General features: G+C 43.6%; 16 protein-coding genes. 6 read left to right on the top strand and 10 right to left on the bottom strand.

The features are described 5' to 3' along the window. Positions 1-10 precede the first annotated feature (10 nt). From ACLSSO_RS04400 to topA, 3 genes are all read right to left on the bottom strand, one after another. Entirely contained in the window at positions 11-2,029 is a 2,019-nt protein-coding gene (locus ACLSSO_RS04400; RefSeq protein ID WP_413944168.1) for a S41 family peptidase, read from the bottom strand. Positions 2,030-2,133: 104 nt separating this feature from the next. Continuing rightward, positions 2,134-3,033, bottom strand: coding sequence for a hypothetical protein (locus tag ACLSSO_RS04395; protein WP_413944167.1), 900 nt, complete (start codon positions 3,031-3,033; stop codon positions 2,134-2,136). Between the two features lie 79 nt (positions 3,034-3,112). Then, positions 3,113-5,806 carry a type I DNA topoisomerase gene (gene topA / locus ACLSSO_RS04390; RefSeq protein WP_413944166.1) on the bottom strand — a complete coding sequence of 898 codons (2,694 nt, stop codon included), beginning with the start codon at positions 5,804-5,806 and terminating at the stop codon, positions 3,113-3,115. Between the two features lie 205 nt (positions 5,807-6,011). On the opposite strand from topA, the gene ACLSSO_RS04385 reads away from it, so the two are divergent. Continuing rightward, complete coding sequence (locus tag ACLSSO_RS04385; RefSeq protein WP_413944165.1) at positions 6,012-6,785, top strand: HAD family hydrolase; 774 nt, start codon at positions 6,012-6,014, stop codon at positions 6,783-6,785. 312 nt (positions 6,786-7,097) lie between these two features. Further along, positions 7,098-8,111: a hypothetical protein gene (locus ACLSSO_RS04380; RefSeq protein ID WP_413944164.1), complete on the top strand. Its 1,014-nt coding sequence runs from the start codon at positions 7,098-7,100 to the stop codon at positions 8,109-8,111. Between the two features lie 64 nt (positions 8,112-8,175). On the opposite strand, the gene ACLSSO_RS04375 is transcribed toward ACLSSO_RS04380, so the two are convergent. Next, a complete protein-coding gene (locus ACLSSO_RS04375; protein ID WP_295906087.1) occupies positions 8,176-9,579 on the bottom strand; it encodes a short-chain fatty acid transporter in 1,404 nt (467 codons plus the stop codon). Between the two features lie 88 nt (positions 9,580-9,667). Then, on the bottom strand, positions 9,668-10,609 hold the full coding sequence (locus ACLSSO_RS04370) for an HNH endonuclease (RefSeq protein WP_413944163.1): 942 nt from the start codon (positions 10,607-10,609) through the stop codon (positions 9,668-9,670). 449 nt (positions 10,610-11,058) lie between these two features. Between ACLSSO_RS04370 and ACLSSO_RS04365 the strand changes: the two genes are divergently transcribed. Beyond that, entirely contained in the window at positions 11,059-11,418 is a 360-nt protein-coding gene (locus ACLSSO_RS04365; protein ID WP_413944162.1) for a hypothetical protein, read from the top strand. Between the two features lie 18 nt (positions 11,419-11,436). Beyond that, complete coding sequence (locus tag ACLSSO_RS04360) at positions 11,437-13,110, top strand: hypothetical protein (protein ID WP_413944161.1); 1,674 nt, start codon at positions 11,437-11,439, stop codon at positions 13,108-13,110. Positions 13,111-13,147: 37 nt separating this feature from the next. Here the strand turns inward: ACLSSO_RS04360 and ACLSSO_RS04355 are convergent, their stop codons facing one another. Next, on the bottom strand, positions 13,148-14,488 hold the full coding sequence (locus tag ACLSSO_RS04355; protein WP_413944160.1) for a TldD/PmbA family protein: 1,341 nt from the start codon (positions 14,486-14,488) through the stop codon (positions 13,148-13,150). Beyond that, on the bottom strand, positions 14,488-15,876 hold the full coding sequence (locus tag ACLSSO_RS04350) for a TldD/PmbA family protein (protein ID WP_413944159.1): 1,389 nt from the start codon (positions 15,874-15,876) through the stop codon (positions 14,488-14,490). The genes ACLSSO_RS04355 and ACLSSO_RS04350 overlap by 1 nt, the downstream gene beginning before the upstream one ends. A 220-nt stretch (positions 15,877-16,096) precedes the next feature. Between ACLSSO_RS04350 and ACLSSO_RS04345 the strand changes: the two genes are divergently transcribed. Continuing rightward, entirely contained in the window at positions 16,097-16,918 is an 822-nt protein-coding gene (locus tag ACLSSO_RS04345) for a hypothetical protein (protein WP_295903405.1), read from the top strand. 183 nt (positions 16,919-17,101) lie between these two features. On the opposite strand, the gene ACLSSO_RS04340 is transcribed toward ACLSSO_RS04345, so the two are convergent. The 3 genes from ACLSSO_RS04340 to ACLSSO_RS04330 are packed head-to-tail and all read right to left on the bottom strand — an operon-like array spanning position 17,102 to position 20,296. Continuing rightward, on the bottom strand, positions 17,102-19,456 hold the full coding sequence (locus ACLSSO_RS04340; RefSeq protein ID WP_413944158.1) for a helix-hairpin-helix domain-containing protein: 2,355 nt from the start codon (positions 19,454-19,456) through the stop codon (positions 17,102-17,104). A 46-nt stretch (positions 19,457-19,502) separates the two neighbouring features. Then, entirely contained in the window at positions 19,503-19,721 is a 219-nt protein-coding gene (gene infA / locus ACLSSO_RS04335; protein ID WP_295903401.1) for a translation initiation factor IF-1, read from the bottom strand. Between the two features lie 50 nt (positions 19,722-19,771). Next, a complete protein-coding gene (locus ACLSSO_RS04330) occupies positions 19,772-20,296 on the bottom strand; it encodes a hypothetical protein (RefSeq protein WP_413944157.1) in 525 nt (174 codons plus the stop codon). Positions 20,297-20,420: 124 nt separating this feature from the next. On the opposite strand from ACLSSO_RS04330, the gene lpxD reads away from it, so the two are divergent. Then, on the top strand, positions 20,421-21,467 hold the full coding sequence (gene lpxD, locus ACLSSO_RS04325) for a UDP-3-O-(3-hydroxymyristoyl)glucosamine N-acyltransferase (protein WP_413944156.1): 1,047 nt from the start codon (positions 20,421-20,423) through the stop codon (positions 21,465-21,467). Positions 21,468-21,478: the final 11 nt, after the last annotated feature.

Here is a 21,478-nt window from a genome sequence, read left to right as displayed (position 1 = left end):
TTAAGACGCCTTACTTAGCGTTGGCCTGCTTCGGAGTTACAAGAGTTTTACCCTCTTGCAACTGAATCAGATCCAGAAGAACACTTTCTGCTTCCTGAATATCAGGACGTTTTAGGTACTCTTCATTTTTCTTAGCCTTACTAGCCGTCTTCTTAGCCTTATCTTTTTTATCTTTTTCGTTTTTATCTTTTAGCACTTCGCTAACACGGATCACTTTTCCGCGCGCTTTGGCTTTGTTTAACTCATCCACGATCTTCTTAAATTCATCGTTCTTAGATACACGCTCAGAAGATCTGTCACGCAAAGATTTCAACCACTCTGGTTTCAATTCTTTCCATGTACCAGGGCCTTCTTTTACGTAAGCATCTGGAGAAATAAACGCTTCAATTGTTTTTGGTGGAAGAGAGTAATCCATGTACTTCTCACCAATGTCATCCGTGCTGTAAGGTCCCGGCAACACCACGTCTGCATCAACACCGCGATGCTGAGTCGACTTACCACCCGGGATAAAGAACATACCCACAGTCACTTTGATTGCTCCCAGATTATTTGGAATTGGAAGAACGGATTGAACGCTTCCTTTACCATATGTATGGTCACCACCAACGATCACGGCACGTTTATAATCTTGCAAAGTTCCTGATACGATCTCAGAAGCTGAAGCAGAAATACGGCTTGTCAAAACAACAAGAGGTCCCGCCCAGTCTACCGTTGGATCTGTATCACGAAGAGCTGATTCCGCACGGCCTTCATTTTTAGAAGACTGCTTCACCACGTTTCCAGTTTGGAAGAAAAGACCCGCGATTTTCACGGCGTCTTCAAGTGAACCACCACCGTTATTAGAAAGATCAAGCACCAGGCCGTCTGCTTTCTTATCAACAGCTTCTTTCACAAGCTTTTTCATATCGGCCGCAGAAGATCTGCCGCCACGACGAGAATCCGCATAGAAAGATGGGAAGTTGATGATACCCAATTTCTTTTTCTTACCGTCGATTTCTTTATCAACGAAAGTGATAGATGCTGCTTCGTCTTCCAAGTTCACTTTTTCACGAGTCAACGTCACGTCGAAACGTTTTTTCGCGTCACCGGATTTACGCAAGATCGTCAAACGAACTTTCGTTCCCTTATTACCACGAATTTTTTTAACGACGTCTTTCAAATCTTGATCAATCACATTTTCCATCGCGCCTTTTTCTTGGCCGACAGCAATGATCTTATCTTGAGGTTCAATCAAACCTGATTTCGCCGCTGCTCCACCAGGAACAAGCTGTTCCACAACTGTGAAACCGTCTTGAGAAGAAAGTGTCGCTCCGATACCTTCCAAAGAAAGACGCATTTGAATTTCGAAATCTTCAAGAACATCACGAGAGAAGAAACTTGAATGTGGGTCCAAAGCTCTTGCAAAAGAATCCAGGTAACCAGAGAACAAGTCGTCTTGAGTGGTCTCTTGCGTTCTCTTCACTGCGCGCTCGTAATTTTTAATTACGTTTTTCTTGGCTTCATCCAGCTTCATGTCTGTTGCCAAGTAATTTCCAATTTGGAATTGAATATATTTTTTTAGATATTCGTTAGCTTCGGCCGCATCTTTTGGCCAAGGCTTTTTATCAGGATCGAAAGTGAATTCCGTTGTGGCATCAAATTTAAAATCTTTGCCTAAGTATTTTTTCGCAAATTCCGCGCGGTCTTGCACTCTCTCAAGAACAAGCTTTTGTGTCTGATCAAGGAAGCCACAATCTCTGTTTTTTGTTTTTTCAAAAACATTGCCTGTGATTTTTTTGATTTGTTCAACATCAGCTTGAGTCAGATAAATTTTAGAAGGATCTAATCTCTTAAGATATTGATCTACGACTCGCGTTTGCAACTCGGTATCACGATTAGAATACTTAACGTGATTTGCTAAGAAGCCCTGTTCTATCACCGTGAGATAACGGCATTCCAAACCTTCTTTAAGCTGAGCTGAGGCAATCGATGAAATCGCCAATGATCCAGCAACAATGAAACCTTTAACACCTTTCGAGAATGAACTCATGCTGATCCTTCCATGTTCGAAACTGATTTCATTAGATTATCAAAGATTTAGTAGAGAGCATTCTATTTATGAAGCTCGTCATAAATTAGGACGTGGGAAGGATTTTAGGACTTTTGTCTGTCTTCTTCGAAAAAGGACAGTTGTGAGAGGTTCTCCACTTTCTCGCCGCGCAGACCACCCAGCTTCACTTCATGTTTAATGAAGTTTCCATGCTGGGTTTCGATCATAAAGAACGACATTTCAGGAAATCTCGCCTTTAGTCGAGTCATCTCTTCAACGATAAGCTGGATATTTTTAGGGTCATCATCAGACATACCGAAGCGATGATGCGGATTGTAGCCATAAAGTTCGATGGCTTTTTCTACACTCGCACGAATGGCGCGCTGTTTTAACTCTGCGGTTCCTTGTGTGAAATCCAAATCGCCCAACTCTAAACGTGTCTCTTTATGACTCACGGGATAGATGCTGAGGTAATTAGGTTCTAAAGGAAGCAGTTTATTTTGAACGAAAACACGGATGCCATCTTTTAAAGTTTCGGGATGGTGACCACGCGCCGTGATCACAGAAACCGGGCGTTGATTGAACGCCGCGTGATAGAAACATTCCCAAGACGGACCTTTCCACTGAAAATCAGGAAAGCCCAAAGCCGCGGCCACATCTTGCACGAAGATTTGCTTTTTACCCTGAAGTTTTTCGACTTCATCAATATGCACATCGCGGAAGTTACGGAAGGTTCCCGTCATGTCACAGAAATCAAGTTTATAGTCTGCGTAAGGGCCCGACTTTCCAATCGACTGATGGTACTGAGCAAAATCTCCGCTGGAGATTTGCACTTCCGAGCGGTCGTTTTTATGGAAAAGAATCAAAGGTGTTGTGAGAAACGCAATATTGTCGTCGAAGTCGAAGAAATAAAAACTACGTCCACCAAGGTGGAAGTTTCTATCTTTCTCTGGAGAGCGGTTGATCCCCAGTTCCAATTGTCCTTTGCGTGAGCTGTCGCTCATTACTTACTCCGACTGTTCCTGAAATTACGTCGAGCAAATTTAGCAAAGAATCCCCCTTACGAAAAGGGGGATGAACAAATTACTTTTTTGACTTGCGAGTGACTACTTTTTTGACACCGAGAGCTTCGGCTTTGTCTTTAGCGGTTGTAGCTTTCTTTAAAGCCTTCTTTGGAGCAGCCGCTTTCGCAGCTCCTTTGGCTTTGCCCTTCGCTTTAGATTTTGTGCCGCCCTTTTCATTAATCAAGGCAACAGCTTGCTCTAAAGTCACCGTGTCGGGAGTTGTTCCCTCTGGCAAAGACACATTCACTTTTCCGCTCTTAATATAAGGCCCGTAAGGTCCGTTATAAACCTGAATCGCATCGCCAGAATCGGGATGAGCCCCAAGATCTTTCAATGGAGCGGCCTTGCCACGCCCCTTCTTCGGTTGGCTGAGCATTTCAAGAGCTCTTTCTAAAGTGATTGTGAAGATACTTTCACCTTTTGGAATAGAACGATAATCCCCGTCATGCACAACGAACGGACCAAAACGACCAAGACCCGCTTTGATCTCTTTGCCTGTGCCCGGATGTTCACCCAAAGTTTTTGGCAAAGACAAAAGTTCCAAAGCCATTTTGAGATCCACTTGCTCTGGCTGAGTGCCTGGAGGAAGGGACGCACGTTTTGGTTTATCGTCCTCTGGAGACACATCACCCAACTGCACGTAAGGACCATAACGGCCATTTAAAACATAAACTGGAAGATCCGTTTTTGGATCTTTCCCGATGGAATCAGCACCATTGATTTTTTGATCAATCAATTTTTCTGCAATTTCCGGAGTGATATCCGCTGGAGATTCATTGTCTGGCAAAGAAGCACTGACGTCTTCACCATCACGTTGTGTTGTAACGTACGCGCCGTAACGACCGACATGGAATTTATAACGATCCATGCCTTCCAAAGTCATCGTGCGCGCTTCATCAGGATTGATTTTTTCTTCTTGGTCATCGACACGAGAACGCAAACCTTTTGGTCCTTTGTAGATCGATGCCAAATATTTTTCCCAATCCAAATCACCGTCTGCGATGTTGTCGAGACTTTGCTCCATCTCGGATGTGAATCCAAGGTCTACGTATTCAGACAAATATTGACTGAGAAGTTTTGAAACGATCATCGCAGTGAAAGTTGGAATCAGGGCTGTTCCATTCTTACGAACGTAACCACGATCAATGATCGTTCCGATAACAGAAGCGTACGTTGACGGACGACCGATACCTTCTTTTTCCATCGTTTGAACAAGGCTTGCCTCTGTATAACGAGCTGGTGGTTTTGTTTCGTGAGATGTTGGATCAAGCTTCGCGCATTTCACAGCGTCTTTCACTTTCAACGCTGGCAAACGCACTTCTCTTTCAGCCAAATCTGCTTCGGGGTCATCACTTCCTTCGACGTAAGCACGTAAGAAACCCGGGAACTCAATTGTCATTCCCGAAGCGCCGAACAAAGCGTCGCCTACTGTGATTTTTGCACTGACTTGCTTTTGACGAGCATCCACCATTTGTGAAGCAATCGTCCGTTTCCAAATCAAATCATAAAGACGGAATTGAGTTCCTGTGAGACCCGTTTCATCTGGATCCATGAACTGATTTCCCGCAGGACGAATCGCTTCATGGGCCTCTTGCGCGCCTTTTACTTTTTTCGCAGCATAGTTGCGCGGTTGCGGAGTCAGATACTCTTTTCCGTACTTCGATTGAATACAATCGCGAGACGCATTGATCGCTTCATTCGATAAGAACGTCGAATCCGTACGCATATAGGTGATGAAACCTTGCTCGTACAATTTTTGCGCAACTTGCATTGTTTCACGGGAACTTAGGCCTAATTTTCTATTGGCTTCCTGTTGCAAAGTCGAAGTGATAAATGGAGCCGCTGGCTTTCTGAATGTTGGTTTTTCTTCCACATCAGAAACAGTCCATGCGCCGGATTTCAAATCCGCGGCAAGTTTGGCTGCTGTTTTTTCATCTAGAACTAAAACATCTTTTCCGGCAGTCAGTTGACCTGTCAAACCGTCAAAGTCTTTACCTGTTGCAACTCTTTGATTTTTATATTGCTGCAAACGAGATTCAAAGTTCACACCGTCTTTAGAAAGTTCTGCAAGAACTCCCCAGTACGCGGATTTTTTAAAACGGATGCGCTCTAGTTCTCTTTCAACAATCAAACGAACGGCCACAGATTGCACGCGACCTGCAGAAAGACCGTAAGCCACTTTCTTCCAAAGAAGCGGAGAAATCGTGTAACCCACCAAACGATCTAAAACACGGCGCGCTTCTTGTGCACGCACAAGATTTAGATCGATTTCACGTGTGTCTTTCAAAGCTTTTTGAATCGCATCTTTGGTGATCTCATGGAACACCATGCGCTTTGTTGGAACTTTTGGTTTTAGAACTTCCAACAAGTGCCAACTGATCGACTCTCCTTCGCGGTCTTCATCGGTTGCGAGGAAGAGCTCTGAGGCTTCATCAAGTTTGTCTTTCAGATTCTTCACCACTTTCACTTTGTCTTTTGGAACGCAGTAAAGAGGTTCGAAGTTTTTATCAACGTTGACACCAAGCTGTGCCCACTTCTCTTTTTTTACTTTCTCAGGAATGTCTTTCGCAGATTGTGGCAGGTCACGGATATGACCCATGCAAGATTCAACGACATAGTCTCTTCCGAGGAACTTACGAATGGTCTTGGCTTTTGTGGGAGACTCCACAATGACAAGCTTAATACCATCTGATGCGTCACTTTTTTTGGCCATGCTAAGTCCTTCATTGTAGTCCGCGCATCACCTAGACAAATGTCTGTGGTGTAGCCCGTACTATATATATAGACAAAAAATGAAGGCGATTGCCTTTTGGTGCAAGTCTAATTTTTGACAACCCTCGCCATAGGTACCAGCTTCCCTTCGTTCAAAAAAGGTACATGTTCCTTTTCGGCACGATGGGAAGCTGGTACCTTGGGGTATGCAAGACGTTTCGAATTTCCATCACCGACTTCAATTTCTTCTCACTGATATCGACGACACCCTGACAGATGAAGGCCATCTAGGTCCTGAAGCTTACGAGGCTTTATGGAAACTTCATGACTCTGGAATCCATGTGATTCCGGTAACAGGTCGCCCTGCAGGTTGGTGCGAAATGATTGCGCGCGTCTGGCCCGTCAGCGGCATTGTCGGAGAAAACGGCGGATTTTATTTTCGCTACCATGGAAAAAAAATGCACCGCCATTTCTTTTTTGATGAGAAAACGCAAAAAGAAAATCGCTTAAAGCTTCAGCAGTTGGAAAAAGAAATTCTTCAAAAAGTTCCGGGCTGCGATCTTGCCAGTGATCAATTTTGTCGTTTGATGGATCTTGCCATTGATTTCTGCGAAGACGTCCCCGCTCTGCCACGCAGTGAAGTGCAAAAAATTGTCGACATCTTTCATTCCCATGGGGCTCAAGCCAAAGTCAGCTCCATCCACGTCAACGGTTGGTTTGGAAGTTATGACAAACTCACGATGTCTTTGCGCTTCTTAGAAAAAGAATTTGGCGTGAGTGCAGAAGACGCAAAAAAAGTCTGTGGCTTTAGTGGAGATTCTCCCAATGACGAGCCAATGTTCACCTACTTCCCTCACAGTTTTGCAGTGGCGAATATTCAAAACTTTATTGATCAGATTAAGAACAAACCGACGTACGTGACAAAAGAGCGCGGTGGTTTGGGATTTACCGAGATTGCCACTGCGATTTTGAAAAAATAAAAAGTACATGCGTTCGCATAAATCTTTGTAGCGAGCATTCTGTTGTCATTAGAACGGCGATGAGATTTTTTGTCGCTTCGTTTTGAGATTACCACTTTTACATAATAAACGAGAAAAACGACGTAAGCTTTTTGAACTGAATAACGATCAGTCATTCTTATGTTATCTCAGCTCTACTGAAAATTTTTTGAACACATAGTTTTTTAAAACTGTCAGAAGCGTGAACAGCTCAAAATTTATTTTTTTCACCCAGTTTTTATTTTCAAAATTTAGAACTAACCTGATTTCGGATCTCAATGAGGAGGGAACCACATGAACAAACAGGTTATCGTTTCAGCATTGTTAGCGATTGGGTTTCTTGCAGGATGCAATAATAACTTGGCTCCACTAAAGGCAACTAACGACGGTTCACAAGAGGCGGCTTCAACAGCTCCGGTTGTGAATAACTCTGAAGCACAAAAGATGCTTAATAATATTGAAGCGGCTTTGAAGGAACATTCTGTTGATCACAATGTCGCAGCTAAAATCACGAATCAAAAACTTTCATCAGGATTGATGTTAGATAGTTCACATATCAGTATGATCTTGGGAATGGCGGGTTCTGCTTTAAATGGCGCAGGCCTTAGCAATAGTAATGATCTAAGCGCTATCATCCCTGTCCTTATTGGCGGCGCTACTCAGGGTGCAGGCAATATCGGACTTCCAAGCACACAACTCAGTGATTTGTTGGGAATCATCGGTAACGGCTCTTTGAGTTCTATTTTAAATTCTACGACAGGCGCAGGCGGCGGACTTCCAACAGGTTTGATTCAAACTCTGACAGGTTCACTGTTTCAAAATCTTCCAGTGGCGGGAGTGACTTCAGGAAATATTTCGCAAGTCGCTGGCTCACTGATTAGTTCATTGACCGGAAACCTTGGCAACACGGGTCTTGGCGGAACAGATCTTTCAAGCATCATTCAAAGTATTTCGTCTGGCGCGACACTTGGAATTGGTAAGTCAGGCTTTAATTCTTCACTATTGACGAGCATCCTCGGTCAAATCGGTATGGGTTCTGTGACAGGAATTTCTGGAATCAATCTTCCTGGAGGCATGAACACTTCCATGCTTCAAACATTGTTGGGAGCTTTCACTTCAGGCTCTAACTTCGGTTTGGAACAGCTTGCAGGTTCTCAAGTTATTAACAACTCGATGATCTCAACTTTGCTTGGCAGTTTGACTCAAGGTCAATCAGCGGCTCTTCCTTCAACGGGTATGGGTTCATCACAACAACAAATGATGATGACCTTCATGCAAATGTTGTTGGCTAATCTTGGTAAACACTAATCTAAAATAAAAAAAGCACTGGCCTATAAAGTCAGTGCTTTTTATTTTTGAGTAGCTCCGTGTTTTACGGAATCATCGGCGGATGATAACTCAAAGTTTCTCCCAACGCCCAGAGCATAAAGATCACTAACGGCGCATGCACCACAAGCTGTGTCACTGTGTAGCCCACGATATCACGGGCTTTCAGTCCTAAAACTCCAAGCAATGCCATCATAAAGAATGGATTGATTAAGTTCGGCAATGCCTCTGCAGCGTTGTAAACCATCACCGTCCAACCCAAATGAACTTTAAGTTCATTTGCTGCTTGCATAAGATAAGGAGCTTCAATGATCCACTTTCCACCACCTGATGGAATGAAGAAGCCAAGAATCGCCGAATAAACTCCCATCAATGCAGAGAAAGTATCTTTTGTAGAAATAGAAACAAAGAAATCCGAAATGTGATGAGACAAAGCTTGCCCATCCGGTCCCGGTGCTTTTGTGAGAATATAAGCGATACTTCCGTAAAGCGGAAACTGAATCAAAACTCCTGCGGCCGAAGGAACAGCTTTACTCACGGAGTGTAAAAATCTTTTGGGTCTCCAGGTTAAAAGCATTCCTAGCATCAAGAATAAAAAGTTGTACGTGTTCAAATTCGAAATCGCCAGGATGACGTCCTTGTTCTTAAATTCCATCCCTAGCCACCAAAAGCCAAGAATGACAACGAGGATTGTGAGAACAGGTGTGTACTCTAACCATTCTCCGGGTTGCTTTGGTTTTTCGATGGCACTTTCAACGTCGTCGTGCACTTCAATACCAAGATCACTGGCAGTGACCGCGCGATCTTTTGTGGGTGCTGAAAGGTAAGCAATTACGACAGACACCACCGTCAAAACTACTAACATCAAAATCGACTGCGGAAGAAAAATAGTGTCACTAAATGGAATCACACCGGTAATTGGCAGAAGAGATTTTGGAATGCTATCCACGTTAGCTTGCAGTTGCGCTGCTGAAGAACTTAAACCCAATGCCCAAGTTGCTCCAAGCCCCAGATATCCCGCGGCTCCCGCAGCTCGATAATCCACTCGCAAATCTTTTCTACGCGCCAATGCTCTGACGTAAAGACCGCCAAAAACCAAACTGAAAGCCCAATTTAGAAGTGACGCCAAGATTGTGAAAAGCGCGATGTAAGCAACAGCACTTCTTTCTGAGCGCGGAATTTTCGCAAGCCAGTTGATCAGCTTACCTGCCGGAGGCGACGAAGCCACAACATATCCCGAAATAATTACGATCGCCATTTGCATGGTAAATGGAATCAAACTCCAAAATCCATCACCAAAAGAAGTTGCAATGGCCTCAGGAGAAATCCCCGCAAGAAGAGCACCAAATGTGACGAAGACCACTGCCAGGACCGCGAAGATATAAGAATCAGGAAACCAACGCTCAGCCCAGTTCGTAACTGAGGACGCCATTCTTTCTAAAAAGCCCATAAGCATTTACCCCTGCTGAAATGATTTGATAATTTCAGTCTGATCTTCTGAACTTAGAAAGTCACTCGATAACCTGGGAACAGAAGTATTAATTTAATCCCCATTGACGAGCCGCTAAAACATTGTGTGTTCGACATAAAATTCTTAAATTTCCAATGTCATCACTACCTCCCAAGGCCACAGGGTGAACATGATCGACTTCGAGTTGGAATTTTGACCCACATCTTTTAAGAGTTTGAGAGTCCGTATATTCACAACAATGATTGGCTTGATTAAACAGTTTGCGCTTTTTTTGAATGGAAAGATATTTACGTCTAGGTTGTAAAACCATCGCAGCGTTGACGACTTGTGTTGAAGTTCGAGTTTGATCTGAAGCTCGAACTGAATTTGAAGTGGAACCTAATTTGCTTTTTCCAACAAGCTTCTTCTGATTAAATCCTTTTGCTAAAGTTGAAATCACTTCCGCCCAAGACCCATCGGGACAGATATGCGAAAGCAAACTCTTTGCCTGTTCTAACTCTTGAAACTGCTCCGCGGTCAAAGTGATTTCTATTCGAACAGAGTCATCAGCTTGCGGTCTTAAAGTTTCAGATTTCTGAATCGGTTGATTAAACTCTACGGCCAAAGTCTTTTGAGTTTCAAAAGTGTTTTTATATTGAAGTCCCTCCAGAATCTTCTCTGTTCTTTCTGGAGAAGGCTTATTCCCTGCTCGCAAATCTTCTTTTAAATGTTTTTGCACTTGAGTAAGCTGCGTCAGATTTAAACTGCCATTTTCAATTTTTTCAGCCACCGCAGGAACTTGTTTTAATAATCTTGCTGAATGCAAACGACGATAGGCACTGCCTTCCGAATATCCAAGTCCGCGGGTCAGATAAGAATACATTCCATCGTATCCCCTTTCGGCATAGATTTTACGGTCTTCGATTTCAGCAATATGCAGCAAAACCAAATGTGTAATTTTTCTTTCCGTACGAACAAGTTTTTCTAAGCGTTGAACAAGTTCGTTGTTAGAAATGTTTTTAAGTTCCATGAAGAGCCTCCGCTGAAAACCTTATATCACGAAAATTCAGGAGAAATTTTTGGGATTTTCTGCGAGAAATTTGAAAATAAGAATACGATTCCAGCAGCGCCTAAAACATTCAAATTAAGCCATCACGAAGAGATCTTTTCACATGCAAGAGCCATCGTGAATAAAACTAAATCATCAAACAAATACAAAACGGGAGATCCCAAAAACACCCGCAAGAGAATTTTTCATTACAAAAAAATCAACGCGCCATATCTCCTTAAGGGTAAAAATGTTTATGACACTGAATAAGTTCACCGATGCGAAAGCATCATTGTCTCATTTTGAGATTGAAAGCCACTCCCCGGCTACTGTCTCTTCTTTAAACAGCAAAATCCCATGTAAACGCATTAAACGCAGGCACGGCCCTCGCATATCAATGATTTGGATAAAACCAAAAAGGAGAGAGAGAAATGAAAAAGCAAATCAAAATGGCTATCGCGGCACTAGTGCTTCTAGGTTCAGTTCACGCTATGGCGGAAGAATCAGCTGAGTTTGACTTGGAGCACACTAGAATTATGGCGAATCAATCGTTCCAAATGAAAGACATGATCGACGAAATGAACGACTTCCATCAAGAAGTAGGTTTAACATCAACTGCAGAAGGTAATAAAGTTGGTCAGTTAACCAAGCTAATCGTAGAAGCCGAAATTATCCGCGATAATGTTGATCTGTCGGAATCCGAAGAAGAAATCTATACGGCTTGGTCTCAGGTTAAAGCTTTACACCAAATGGCATGTGAAATCGCTCGCGGTAAAGACAACTGCAAATGATTCTGAAACTCTAATAAAATGAACAAAATATTAAAAGCCCCTATTCTAGTTTTTTCAACCCTGTGCCTCAGCATGGGGGCTTGTTCATTTAAAAAAGATGGCGCAAAAACTAACAATGGCAAAGTTACGATTGAGGCCGTTCGTGATCCACAGCTCTGCGAAAACACTCAGCCACAAACCGAAGATCTTGATATTGTATCCTTGAGCACCAGTACAAAGCCTGACGATTTATGCTTGGTCTGGTCCCAACTCCGAAACGCTGAAACTCAAAAAGCACTTCTTTCTGTGCATCAGATCGCGTTCAGCAACCTAATTAAATCAATGACTGAATATTCAGAAAGTATTCCTCAAGAAAAAAGAAAACTCCATTTCAAAAATTTTCTTCAGTGGTCTATCAAGTTTTCAAATAATATTTCAAAACCACCAGTACAAGACTTAATTGCACTTAACAACCGAACTTCAAACTATGAACTGAACTCCAAAATTGTATCCACGGATTTCATCGAAAAGAAATTGCACCTTTATATAGATACCGATCACTTCTCGCTTGATGAGTTTGCCGAATATACCGATGCCCTTGCAAAAAAAATCTCTCTACAGGATCTCTGTTCACAAGACTCTCTCAAGCTTGCCTTAAGAAGAAAAATCCTCAGCTCTCATACTCTGCACCTCTTGCAGACATGTCGCGCGACTTATGATCTAGACGATATTTTAGCACTTAGAGCAGCATATCTTAAACCCGTAAATAATTCGGAGCTGTTGACTTTGCAAAATGCAATAGATTCACATCTCCTTATACTAAAAGAAACTTCAACCTGGAAAGAAACTGCTGTTGTCGTATCATTGGCAATCAAACGTCTTGATACTAATTTGTTCAAGCTAGCCCAAATTGCGTATGAGAAGAAAAATAATCTATTGTTCAGTATGGCCTTTTCGAAGGAGTTTCAATACGATGTTGAAAAATTTGTCAGCATCTCCAATCAGAATACTCTCATCAAAACTTTAACGTCTCGTGAAATTCTAGAGGCCTTAAGACTAAAGGAAAGCGCAGAGCTATTTTCATATTTTTCAAAATATGACATCATCCCTTCTTCAGAGGTAACTTTTGAAGTTCTAAAAGAAATTAAAAGAGTTCGCACGGAGTCTCCATTCTTTTACAGTGACAAAGCGGTGGTAGCCTTCCTTCAACTTCTTAAAAGCAACCTGTCCACTGGTTACAGAACTCACTCAAAAAATTTAGAATTAGCCGCCTACGAAAGACGGCTTCTTATGCACCGTCAAGGGTCAGAAATAATTCTAAATGAATTTGGCTCAGTACCCTTTGGGTTTCTAACAATTGCTTTTACATCAGATCAAAGTTTTGACCTTAGTTCCGAAGCTTCCACCAAACTATTTCCCTATACCATGGGAGATGCCATTTTTAGAAAATTATATGTAGATCCGAACGCTGAGGTGCCAAGCTACATTCACGACCGAGCTCTGAACTATGCACCGAACGGGTCGATAGTGTATTCAATTTCTGCGGAAACGTTATTCGCATCAATCCTTGACGCTGGAAAATTAAAAGACAATATAAAATGCAATCCTATAGAAGCGGCCTCATGCACCGACAGCGAGAAAGTTTATACCGATTTCCTAAAGATTATCGAGGCTATAAGAAAATCAAAACCCAAGTTTTTTAAAACCAACTAGAAACAAAAAAGCCCAGGGAAACCTGGGCTTTTTCTTTTTAAGCTCCCGCAAAACTCTGCGGTTTTACCAAAACATCAGGACAGATCATCGAACTTCCCGGCTTTCCATATTGATTACTTAGATCCTCGATATCGCACAAAAGATCCAAGACATTGCCGGACATCACGAACTGATCGATAGGTCCCATACGTTTTCCGTTTTCATATAAGAAACCTTCAGCAGGCATTGAGAAGTCGCCCGTCGATTCTTTAAATCCCGCATGCAAACCCGCCGAGAACTCTGTCAAATGCACGACTTTGTCATGAGAAGCCAAAAGCTCTTCCAAAGACTTAGTTCCTTTTTTCACAACCAAATTCGTCGAAGAGATTCCCTGCTGAGAAGCCGGACTACGACGAGCGTGCGCCGTGTGCGGAAGATTCATTTTCTTCGCGTACTCTAAATTTGTAAGGAAATTCTTAAGAACGCCATTTTCAAAAAGAACCGTCTTCTGTGAAGCCGCCCCTTCATCGTCAAATGGACGAACCGCCGTTCCTGTTGGTTCAAAAGGATCATCAATCAATTGGAACTTTTCGCTCGCAATTTTTTGCCCCAATTTTCCGCCAAACAAAGACTTTCCTTCGTGAACTTCTTTGGCAGAGAAATAACTTTCAATCATTTGCAGAATCATCGGGAACTGTGTGCGATCAATCACCACAGCGTATTTTCCCGTCGCAAGCTTCTGGGCTCCCAAACGCGAAATCGCGCGTGTCACACCTTCATCAGCCACTTCTTGAATATTAATGTCTTTAAAAGAACGAGCGAAGAAACCATCGCCGTCCATTTTTGTCGACTCACCTTCTTTAGCTAAAGGATAAGCGTAACCAGAGAAATAGTTCTGCTTAAACTCTTGATCCAAGCCTTCAGAGTTCAAGATTCTTCTAAAACTCACCGTTTCATTGAACCCAGAATAAGGAACAGATTGAATACGCGCATCTTTGTCGAGACATTTTTCCTCTAAAAGACGAGCGACTTCCAATTTTTTATCCATCGCAATTTCTTCAGGATGGAAAAGGTTCATCGCTTGCACAGTTTGTGGTTTTAAAAGGGGAACTTCTTGAGTTTCCCCTTTTTGTACCGTCTTCGCGTTATTCAGTGCCTCACCATATGTGCGAAGCAAAGATTCATCAGAAAGATTTTCTGTGTATGCATATCCTTGATTCGCACCAAGGATCACACGAAGCCCCGCCATTTGAGATTGTGTCGACTCAAAAGACTCCAATTTCTTTTTTGAATAGCCGATCTTAAGATTCTCGCCACCAGAAACCAGCATTTCTACTTTGGCGCCATCTTTCTTAGCTTGATCTGCGATTTTTTGAAAATTCTGTTTAATTGTATCCATTATTTTGCTCTCCCGCCGACCATAAGGCTTGAAACCAAGATCTGTGGCTGACCAACCGCTGCTGGAATACTACCGCTCACAGAGCCGCACATTCCGCGCGCCAATTGCAAATCGTCAGAAACTTTCGTGATCTTTCCAAGAGTGTCGATACCACGACCGATCAAACAAGCACCTTTAACGGCTTCATCAATGCGACCATTGCGGATGATGTACGCTTCACGCACTTGGAAGTTGTAATCACCTGTGCCTGGGTTCACAGACCCGCCGCCCAGTTTCTTAGCATAAAGACCGTAATCCACATCACGAATCATGTCTTCAAACTTATCTTTTCCTGCAGCGATGTAGGTGTTTCGCATGCGAGAAGCTGGAGCATATTTATAAGACTGACGACGTCCACTTCCTGTCGCTTCAAAACCCGTTTGACGAGAACCCATTTCATCAACGATGTAAGACTTCAAAACACCATTTTCAATCAATGTTGTTTTCTTAGTCTTGTTGCCTTCATCATCAAGGTTCAATGAGCCCCAACCATTTTCGATCGTTCCATCATCAATAGCTGTCACGCTTTCGTGAGCGATCTTTTGACCCATCTTACCGCAGAAGACAGAAGCATCTTTAGCAACACTCGTTGTTTCAAGACCGTGACCACAAGCCTCGTGGAAAATAACTCCACCAAAAGCGTTGTCGATCACCACTGGCATTTCACCGGCAGGTGCGTAGTTCGCTGTCGTTAACATCACAGCGCAATCCACTGCCTTCTCAGCAAGAGATTTCAAATTGATTTGATCATAGATTTCCGAAGTCCCCATGTGGCCTTCATCTTCCGTCGAACTTTCTTTCACGCCATCTTTTTCAACGAACGTTTCAAGACGAATGCGCGAATAAGCACGTTCATCGTAAGCCATCACGCCACGAGAGTTTGCAATTTGCACACGCTGGAATTTTTCATTCAATCCCGCTTCAACTTGAGTCACGGCAGAGTGACGAGCACGTGCATGCTGATCCATGGAGTTCAACCATTGGAACTTGCGAGCACGATTCATCTCCCACGGCTTTTCACCGTAAGTGTGAATCGAATCAAACGGCACTTGCATCAACGGCAAAGTCTTCTTCGCCGTCCCCGTGCCACGGCTTTGTGCCGCATTCAAAGCAGCCTTCACCAGACCCGCTTCCGAAAGATCGTTCGTCGTCACGTAAACGATTTCATGTCCAAAGAACAAACGAATTCCCGCGCCATAAAGTTGACCGACAATCGCCTGCTCCGGTTTAGAATTTAAAACTGAAAGTTGAGATGAATATGTGTCTTCGACAAAGATATCTGCAAAATCCGCCCCTGTGCTCAAAGCCGCATCCAGAGCTTTTGTCAGAATATGAGGTTGAATAATCATGAAGACCTCCTTAGTTGATTGAGAATATCGCGAAAGAGATTCCCACTAAAGAGAAAACCAGAAGACTCAAAGCGAAACCGGTGAAGTATCATCCCGTAGCACCTCTGCCAAAAAGTATCCTAACTGGACTCATGTCCAAGATGTAAATTTTTAAACAAATTAATGTTAGTTTATAAATCTAGACTTCAAAGTGCTTCCACAATCACCGATCTCAAATCGCATGAAGCCAATAAACAAAATTCTAATTGCAGCATTCATGATCGCAGGTTTTAACGTCGGTTGTTCTGAGGAACCTGAAGCCGTTCTTGAACAACCTTCTACTGACGACACCAATATAGTTGATGGCGTTCCAGAAAGCAGTCCTCTCTACTTAAAGTTGGGCGTGCAATGGGAGTCCGCAGACGAAAAAGCGGGGTTTGAACGAATGGGCAATTGTGCTTTCGAAGCAGATTCTCCGCTTGAAAGCACCCTGAATTGCAACATTAGTGTGCCTGAAGGACAACTCTACTACAGCAATGTTAATTTCGACGTCGGCACGCTCAGTACCGAAAAGTGTCCGATTATTTCTTTCAGACCCTATTATTATCTACGCTCGAACACAGCTGGATTCACTCCTCCTGGAGATACGACAGTGGTCGATTGCAGCCTCCAGTCTGATCCTAAATGTTACGGTGGCGCCGCTCCTACTTTAATTCCTGACTTTCCCAAAAACACAGGGCTCTATTTTCTGACGTTTGTATCTCAAAATTATTCTTTTAAGCTGCCGTCCGAAAATAAAACCAGATGGTACGGATCAGACGAGCGCGTGAATTATCTAGTCGCCAATAATCTCACCGCTTTCAACACACCTGTCGGCGCCGGCCCACGACAACGGGTCGGCAGACCGGACCTCGTCAATGATCCACAAACCTGGTTCGGATACGAAATTAAATGCACGACTCATTGGGGTCGTGAGCTCTACACAATTAACCTTACAATCCGAGACGAAAACGAGGAAAACAACGATCCATTGGGAGGCGACGAGTTCACGGATTGGTTTTAGAAAATTAGACCACCTAAAAAACAAAAAACCCACACCGTTGAAGTGTGGGTTTTCTATTTTCACTTTCAGATTTCTCTTACTTGCGGATTTTCGCTCTGTACATACGCTTTTTCTTAGCGATTCTTTTCATTCTGTGACGGATACCTTTTTTAGATTTTCCTTTTACTGCCATGTTAATTCTCCTTATTTTTTATTCGTTGGAACATTCATCAAAGCCGCAAACGGATTGTTAAACGGATTTGCCGGTTTCGCCGGAGGACCTGCTGGTCTTTGTCCTGCGCCACCCGTAGGTCTTTGACCGCCGCCGCCTGGCTTGTAACCACCTTGACGTGGTTGATCCGCGCGCTTCTCACGAGGCATAGAAGCCTCCGGAGCGTCATCCATTTTCATCGTCAAAGAGATTTGGTTTTTAACCACGTCTACTTTAAGAACTTTCACAGTCACATGATCGCCCGGATTAACCACTTTACGAGGATCATCCACGAACTTGTGAGAAAGAGCCGAAATGTGCACAAGACCATCTTGGTGAACACCGATATCAACGAAAGCACCGAAGTTCGTTACGTTCGTCACGATACCTGGACAGATCATGCCCTCTTTCAAGTCTTTCACTTCCATGATGTCATCGCGGAATTGGAAAACTTTGAACGGATCACGAGGGTCACGTCCCGGTTTTTCAAGCTCTTTCACGATGTCATCAAATGTAAACTCACCGACAAGCTGAGCCCACTTTGTTCTTTGTGCGACAAGTTTCTTAGCGCCTTCACCGATCACTTCAGACAAAGAAACCCCAAGGTCCTTCGCCATGTCCGTGACCGCTTGATAGCGCTCTGGATGGATCCCTGTAGAATCCAAAACTTGTTTTCCGCCTGGAATTCTTAAGAAACCCGCAGCTTGTTCAAAAACTTTTGCAGAGAACTTAGGAACTTTCAAAAGCTCCGCGCGATCCGTGAACAAAGCTTTCTTACGAGCTTCCACGATACCCTTCGCAAGAGCAGGACCGATACCCGCAACATGCGACAACAACGCAGCAGAAGCTGTATTCACGTCAACACCCACGTTATTCACGCAAGACTCAACGACTGCTTCCAATGATTTTTTCAATTGAGATTGGTTCACGTCATGTTGGTACTGACCCACGCCAATAGACTTAGGATCGACCTTCACAAGCTCCGCCAAAGGATCTTGCAAACGACGCGCAATTGAGATCGCACCTTTTACAGTGACATCAAGATCCGGGAACTCTTCACGAGCCACTTCAGACGCTGAGTACACAGAGGCACCAGATTCAGATACCATCACAACAGGAATATTCTTACCAAGATCTTTCAAAACTTTACGCAAGAAAGACTCTGTCTCACGACCCGCAGTACCGTTACCGACAGCGATCGCTTCGATTTGGATTTGTTTTAGAACGTCACCGAAAAGAGCTTTCGCTTTTTTCTCGGCATCATCACCCAAAGTGTAAAGAACTGTGTGAGAAATGAAAGCGCCTGACTTATCAATCAAAGCCACTTTGCAACCCGTTCTTAAACCAGGGTCGACACCCAAAACGCATTTAGGTCCATAAGGAGAAGCCAACAAAAGTTTACGAACGTTTTCAGCGAAAACTGTGATCGCATCTTGATCGGCTTTTTCTTTCAACACACGGTGAACTTCGTTCACGATGGAAGGAAGAACGTAAACGTTCAACGCCAAACGAGCCGATTGCTTCAAGAAGTCGCCAATCGCATTGTCTGGAGTTGAAGTCGCAAACTTTTCATAAGCTTTTAAATTTTCCTCGTCGTCTGCTTTTACATCCACAGACAACTCTTCCTCTTGCCATCCACGTCTCATCGCCAAATAGCGGTGATTATTTTTAGCATCCATGAGGTTTTTAACGGGCTCTTCAAATTCCTTGTACATTTCGTACTTCGAATTTGGTTTGTAGCCTTTAGCCGCTTTTGCAATCACGCGACCTTTGTCATTGTAGTTTTTTGCAACCATGGCACGAAGATCTGCATCATTGGCGATTTTCTCAACCAAGATGTCTTGAGCACCCTTAAGCGCCTCTTCGTAAGTCACAATCTTCGCAGTCGGATTGAGGAAGTTCTTTGCCTTCATCTCCATAGTCGCATCGTCTTTGAGCAAACCATGGCCCATATCCCAAATCCATTGCGCCAAAGGTTCCAATCCCGCTTCGCGCGCGATCGTGGCTTTGGTTTTTTTCTTTTTCTTGAACGGCTTGTAGATTTCCTCTAGCTCGCCCAAATCCCAAGAAAGCTCGATACGCTTTTGGATTTCTGCCGTAAGATTGTTCTGCTCCCCGATTTCTTTAATCAAGAAAGCCTTACGCTTTACGATTTCGTTGTAAGTTTCGTGACCTTCGATCACTGCACGAATTTGTACTTCGTCTAGGTTACCTGTTTTTTCCTTACGGTAACGAGCGATGAAAGGAACTGTTGCGCCTTCCGCTGCAAGCTCAATAACAGCTTGAGCTGATTTTGCAGGGACTGTAGGTGCAATACGCGCCAAATAACTCTGAAGAGCCTGATCCATAGAACCTCTAGATTTAATTGGAAGAAGTTTTGAGTGTTTAAATCAATTATTTATGACGGAACATGATCAGGCCATGACTAGGATCGTAAGGAGAAACCCCTACGCTCACACGGTCACCCACAACCACGCGAATATTAAAACGTCTCATTTTTCCGCAAAGTTTTGCGTTAATGATCGCTTTATTATCAAGTTCAATTTTGTAAAGGCCACCCGCAAGGGCGTCGATTACTTTTCCGTCTATTTGTACTAAATCGTCTTTTGCCATGCAGGTAAATTAGTAGGTCAGATTGCAGCGCCTTGCAATATTTTTCTGCCCTATGACAACTTCCTATTGCTGATCAGCATTCGTTTGCCATCTTCAAAAAGCACTTCTAGACGATCGTATTCATTGGAAAGAACAAAACCCCAGCCAAAAATTTTGTGTTGCAGCGGAGTTTTAGCCTCAAATTGACCCGAAATACTGTATGCAGGAGCTTTCATAGCCTTGTACTTCTCGTGAAGTTCATGCCATTTCGCTTGATCTTCTGACATTCCAGACTTGTCAATTTTGACCTTTTTTTCTTTTTTAGGAGTTTCAGCAACCTCAACAGGAGCAGGAGCTGCTTCGATTTTTGATTTCTTCTCAACTTTTTCAGAAGCTGGAGCAGATTTCGCCGCCGCTTTAGAAGGCTTTTCAGCTTTAACTGCTTTCGCAGGAGGAGGAGGCGCCGCTTTTGCTTTTGCCGCTGCTGGTTTCGCAGGAGGGGCCTTCGCCTTTGCAGGTGCTTTCGCAGCTGGTTTTGCCGCCGCTTTTTTTGCTTTTGCCGCAGGTGCTTCCTTTTTCGCAGCCTTCTTAGCCATCTCAGTTCCTCTCTAAAATTAAAGGTGAGAAAAGATCGAAAGTGTTTAATAAGCACATCTATACTATCACCCAGTGTCTTGACATCAAAAAAATAATAGGAAAGTGTTAGCGCGAGGCATCACTATGATTACAGCAGAAGTTATCAAAGATCTTAAGTCGTCCGATCTCACCTTCGTTTCTGGCCGTGCAGAGGCCATTGCAACCAAGGTTCTTCCACCTGAAAAAAGTGACTCTGAGAGTCTGGTTTTCGTTTCAAAACCAGATCAACTCAGTCAGGCTTTGCAAGCCAATGCTGCGATCATCGTCGCTCACAAATCACTTCCTTTACCAACAGACACGAAGAGCACTTTCTTTCAAACAGGCTCCATTCAACTTGGAATGGCTGCGATTCTTCCGCTGTTTGACGGAAAGATGAATCGCTTCAATCAAGAAACTAAAATTCATCCGACAGCAGTGATTCATCCTTCCGCACATCTTGGCAAAAACGTGAGCGTGGGGCCTTACGCCGTGATTGGTGAACAAGCCAAAATCGGTGATGGCTGCACAATCGGCGCACAAACAACTATCGAATGCTACGCCGAAGTGGGAGACCACTCTTTGATTCATCCGCAAGTTTTCATTGGAGCACATTGCACACTGGGCTCTCACTGCGAAATTCACCCGCACACAACAATCGGTGCTGACGGATTTTCTTTTGCGATGACGAAAGAAGGAACTCACAAAAAGATTCCCCAAATTGGTCGCGTCGTGATCGGAAACAATGTGGAGTTGGGAGCGAACTGCGCTGTCGACCGCGCGGCTCTGACGGAAACAAAAATCGGTAACGGCACAAAGATGGATAACTTCTGTCACATCGCTCATAACGTTGTGATCGGAGACAACTGCGTGATGGCGGCGGGATTTAAAGTCGCCGGCTCAAGCACGATCGGCAACAACTGTATGTTCGGCGGAGAAGCCGCCATCTCTGATCATATCACTGTCTGTGACCGGGTCGTGATTGCAGGACGTGGTGCTGTCACTTTCAACATTACAGAGCCTGGCCAATACGGAGGTTATCCTTTAGAACCTCTCCGTGACGCTCTTAAAACATTGGCCAATAAAACCCATATTACAAGAATGAGAAAAGACCTGGCTCGCGTCCTAAAACACTTGGGCCTTAATGCAGAATAAGGAGACACATC

The organism is Bdellovibrio sp. HCB-162 (assembly GCF_047344985.1).
In the GTDB taxonomy this organism is placed as follows: Bacteria; Bdellovibrionota; Bdellovibrionia; order Bdellovibrionales; family Bdellovibrionaceae; genus Bdellovibrio.
The sequence above is the reverse complement of the archived record's forward strand: the minus strand, read 5'-3'. Positions and strand labels throughout refer to the sequence as shown.